Consider the following 4,166-nt stretch of genomic DNA (forward strand, 5'->3'; position numbering starts at 1 on the left):
CCGATGGCGCCTTTCGTGCCATTCACCGCATTTGCAGCCACCAGCACGTGGGTTGTACTTTCTTTCGCCGAACGCTAACGATTCCCCACCACACAATTGGGGGCAGAAATGCATCACGCACTCCTACCCCCAGCTCTAAATGAATGGAATTCATGGTTTGACGTCACCATGGCCGAGCCTTTCCTCTCGTCCACAGATTGCGCTTGGCAGCCGTCAACCTCCTCTTAACGATTCTCGTCCACAGCTGTTACACCATCAGAAAAGGCTTGAACGGCAGAATGTTTTGCTGGCTATCCGCCGTTATCAATATTCCCATTAAATCTCTTTCTCGTTTAATTGTCGGCTACAGGACGGACACAGTACCCAGATGCAGGGTTGTTTTCGTTGCTCGTATTATATATCCAATTTTCACTTATGCTAAGATTATATCCTCGAAAACCATTATAAGGCCCCACAGAAGCCGCCCAGTAAGAACCGCTGTTATTCAATCCACTCAACGACAAGTTATCTCCGTAGCGATAACCTAATGCTGGGAAATAGATGGTCGCATTGGGATTCGTGCGCTTATTATTGAAATTCCAACCATTGTTCCAAGTACCCGAAACATTGAATTCTTCTCGGTTCGATGTATATTGACCAGTAGTGGTAAAACCTGTGAAGGCTTTTGGTGCAGGCACTTTGAAGCCCGGTGGACAAGGGTCGTAAATCGTTTTCACAACAGGACCATTATTAAATTCATAGCTATTGGCGTTAGCCGACCACAAATTTAAATTCTCACCAGCAAGCCAAGTGTCGTAATATACAAAAACACCAGGCCGTGATATATAGCCAAAATACGTTCCAGGATGCTGAATGGCGTATCCAAATGTTACACCAGAAGGGGCGTCTTCGAACACAAAAGAGCCTTCTGCAACGTCTTTGGTGTAGGGCTGTGGGTCTTTTCGTCCCCACTGATAGTAAGTAGCACCCAATGCTTTTGCTTCTCCAGGGTTTTGGGTAATGATGAATTGTGCCGTTTCTTTGGTTTGATTTAAACCTCCGTTTTGCATCACTGTGACTCTTACCTTTCGGGGCTTCCGATAAGTAGAGCCTTTATAGTCTTTGAGCACAGAACCCAATACATTGCGAGTGAATTTGTAGGTAACATTATCTTTATTTTCACATGAGATTTTATCTAACGCATCGGCACGGTCAACCCATAAATGCCATGACCAAACAACAACTCCGCCTTTCGTTACAGCAATAAGGGCGTTGCCATTGCGGATGTCTTCTTTTTTGATTTCAAACTCTACAAAATCGCCTTTGAGCTTAAGAGAAGTGCTGCGCACAAGATTGGGTTGGTCCATCCAAACGATTTTAACACCATCTGGTGCACCTCCTATTTGCCAGCGTATCCAAGGATTAGTGATATCTTGGTTTCGATGATCTTTGAATTTTTTTAAGAATCTATCTTTCAAATAATATATAGTAGGAACATTGGTGGATTGATAAGCATTGGTGTTCCAAGCATTATTTTTAATGGCATTGCCATAAGCTAAAGGGAAGCAGTAATATCCTGGTGCAGAGATGAAATAACAATTGGCTGTTTCGGCGTGGTAACCTTTTGCACCACTCGGAGCATTAGCCAAATTGAATGGATTAGCGGCCGTCCCCTTTGGTGTCGCGTCTTTAATCACCTTGTTATATTCCACAGAATAATCGCTAATGTCTGTCCTCAGCGTGGCTGTGCCTTGCTCACCAGCCGTGCCTCCTATGCCCTCATCTTTTGATAGTGCAGTGAGCCAAGCAGGTTTGGTTGCCCCGAGGTCAGTCCATGTAGCACCATTGTCGACACTCTCTTCATATTTCACAACCTTCCAAGCCACACGTGTTTGAACAATGCTGTTGGTTGCAGGATCGAAGTCGTCCCGATAGCTGCGAATGGTGTAGTTGTCTGTTTGCGTTTTATCGAAGTCAACTGCAGCGCTGGGACTTGTTGCCACAATATGATAACGGTTGGAGTTCTTTTGCGTGAGTTTATATTGGCGCGTGGTACCAGGCTGCCAATCATCACCTTTGAGGGTCGATGTGATAGTGGTGCCATCAGTGCAATGAATGACGGCTTTGATGTTCTTGCCTTGTATGGGCTGGGGAATCATCATAAATGTGAAGTTTTCACCCTGATTACCAATGATGGTAGCGTTTTCGGCAAGGTTGGTGCTGACGCTCAAACCAGAGAGTGTAACGGTGCCACGTGTGGGAGATGCTGTTAAATCCCATGTGCCAGCTGCGCCATAAATAGTGGGCAGGATATATTTAGCCCTTGTTTGGACATTCTGCAACTCCACACGATTTATGATTTTGTTGAGCGACAGATTTTTCCCCACAGCAAAGGTGATGGCCGTGAGGGCGTGTTGAAAATTCAAGTTGGTTTCAGGGGTTATGCCCGCAAAACTATCATATTCCACGTCACCCGTGCAGGCTGTCATCAAGTCTTTTTGCTTTGCCACGTCAGCATCAACAATAAAGTCGACGAAAGGCGTGCCCGAATGGGTGTTGGGCGAAAGCGTGATATTGGGATATGCGCTGGTCACCTGTGGGTAGACAGCAAAAAAACGCGCATGGTTTAAATTCCACTGCCAACGTATGTCGTTCACCAAGTTACCATCAGGCTTAGTGGCTTCGTTATAAAACCAAGTAGGCGTGGTGCTGATGGTGGCAGCGGTGTTGCCACGATAGCCCAACGATGAGAAGTTTTGCGCCAATGTGGTAGTCAGATCACCACGAGTTTTGGCATCAGCCTTCACAGGCATAAAACCCTCGATAGTGGTTTCTTCTAAGCAAGCATCAGTAAGCGGAATATTGCTTTGCACTTCCAATTGGCGGGTTTCAAAGGTCGAAGCTGGCAGGGACTGAGGTGTAATACCACGTGTAAGCCCATTGGCACGCTGTGCCAAAGCCGTTTGCTGACCATCAATAATGTTGAAACGAACAGACGTACCACTGTGTTGTTGTTTATTGGGCGAAATGATATCGTTATCGGTACAAGCAATGGTAAATAGCGATACCGACAAAGCTATCCCACAAACTATATAAGTATGCAATTTCATTAGGGAAAGAATATTATTTTTTTGCATTTGATTCTGGTTTATGAGTTATTAATCTTCATCTAGTATATCATCATCAGGATTGGCACTCTGGTCAGGGGTTGACGGAGTAATGGTTACTCTTCCACCACGATTACCACCTGGCCTTACTGGCGGACTTCCGGCTAATAATTGATGCTCTACATCTACATGGATGAGCCAACTTGTTGGGGCCTCGTAGCATCGTTTTCCTGTTTTCGTCGTTTTTTCTTTCATTTTATTTATATTTATAGAGTTTGTCTATCTTTTTTTATTTCACTCATCCATGTATCCACGCAAAAAGAGCATGCAAAAAGTTTATTAAAAACTTCTCACACACCCTTTTTGTTTTCAGTGTTTACGCCGTGTATTACGCGCAATGCGCGTACCTTTATATTGGTTTTGCTCCTGTTTGTATGCTAAACCATCATTCGGATTGCCCAAATAAAACACATCAAAAGAGGCAAAGAATGATGGTGTTCTTTGCAACACAGAAATTTGACATGTTATATTATATAGCTTCATTGCGTGCAAAGATATAACTATTTTATTATATTTGCAAGCAATGTGCACTATAAAAAGCTTGTTATTCGTTTTTCTTATAACTCATCACTGCCCAAAAACCCATGAGACTATCGATGACTGCCAAGGCCACCACTTGATGGAAAATGCTGCCGAAATTGCCGCCACGAACGAACACCGTGCGCATGGCATCGATGAAATAGCTCATGGGGTTGACATAGGTGGTGAGATAGGCGGCGGTGGGCATGGAGCGCGTGGGGGTGAAAAGACCCGAAAGGAGCAGAATGTTCATCACGAAAAACCACATCACAAAGATGGCTTGCTGCATGGTGTCGCTGCGGTTGGAGATGACCAAACCCAACGACGAGAAGAAGAATGCCAGCAACATCACCAACAGATAGACCCACGCAATGTTGCCCACGGGCACGATGCCATAAAACAACCATGCCACCAGCAGGCACATCGTGGTAGCTAAAAGGGCGATGAGCCAATAGGGAATGAGCTTGGAAAGGATGAAACTGCAGCGGCTCACGGGCGTGA

Annotated in this window: 4 protein-coding genes; 1 reads left to right on the top strand and 3 read right to left on the bottom strand. The window is 45.0% G+C overall.

The genetic code is table 11. The annotated features are described in order from the left end of the window. The first annotated feature begins 139 nt into the window (after positions 1–139). Positions 140–319 (top strand): hypothetical protein, encoded by a 180-nt coding sequence (locus tag X919_RS16355; protein WP_155949628.1) that lies wholly within the window; start codon positions 140–142, stop codon positions 317–319. Between the two features lie 13 nt (positions 320–332). Here the strand turns inward: X919_RS16355 and X919_RS0101185 are convergent, their stop codons facing one another. The 3 genes from X919_RS0101185 to X919_RS0101195 all read right to left on the bottom strand — a co-directional run. After that, positions 333–3,089: a fimbrillin family protein gene (locus X919_RS0101185; protein WP_036916654.1), complete on the bottom strand. Its 2,757-nt coding sequence runs from the start codon at positions 3,087–3,089 to the stop codon at positions 333–335. Between the two features lie 48 nt (positions 3,090–3,137). Beyond that, the gene (locus X919_RS16360; RefSeq protein ID WP_155949630.1) at positions 3,138–3,341 is read right to left on the bottom strand and encodes a hypothetical protein; all 204 of its coding nucleotides are present in this window, start codon (positions 3,339–3,341) and stop codon (positions 3,138–3,140) included. 349 nt (positions 3,342–3,690) lie between these two features. Then, positions 3,691–4,166 (bottom strand): ABC transporter permease (locus tag X919_RS0101195; protein ID WP_028898677.1); only part of this gene is annotated, 476 nt, incomplete at its 5' end.

Origin of the sequence: Prevotella sp. HJM029 (genome assembly GCF_000599605.1) — a bacterium.
GTDB lineage: Bacteria > Bacteroidota > Bacteroidia > Bacteroidales > Bacteroidaceae > Prevotella.

What these genes read in the sequence shown, in the direction of transcription:
- X919_RS16355 (WP_155949628.1), top strand. Translation starts at nt 140, where the DNA reads ATGAATGGAATTCATGGTTTGACGTCACCATGGCCGAGCCTTTCCTCT.
- X919_RS0101185 (WP_036916654.1), bottom strand. Translation starts at nt 3,089, where the DNA reads ATGAAATTGCATACTTATATAGTTTGTGGGATAGCTTTGTCGGTATCG.
- X919_RS16360 (WP_155949630.1), bottom strand. Translation starts at nt 3,341, where the DNA reads ATGAAAGAAAAAACGACGAAAACAGGAAAACGATGCTACGAGGCCCCA.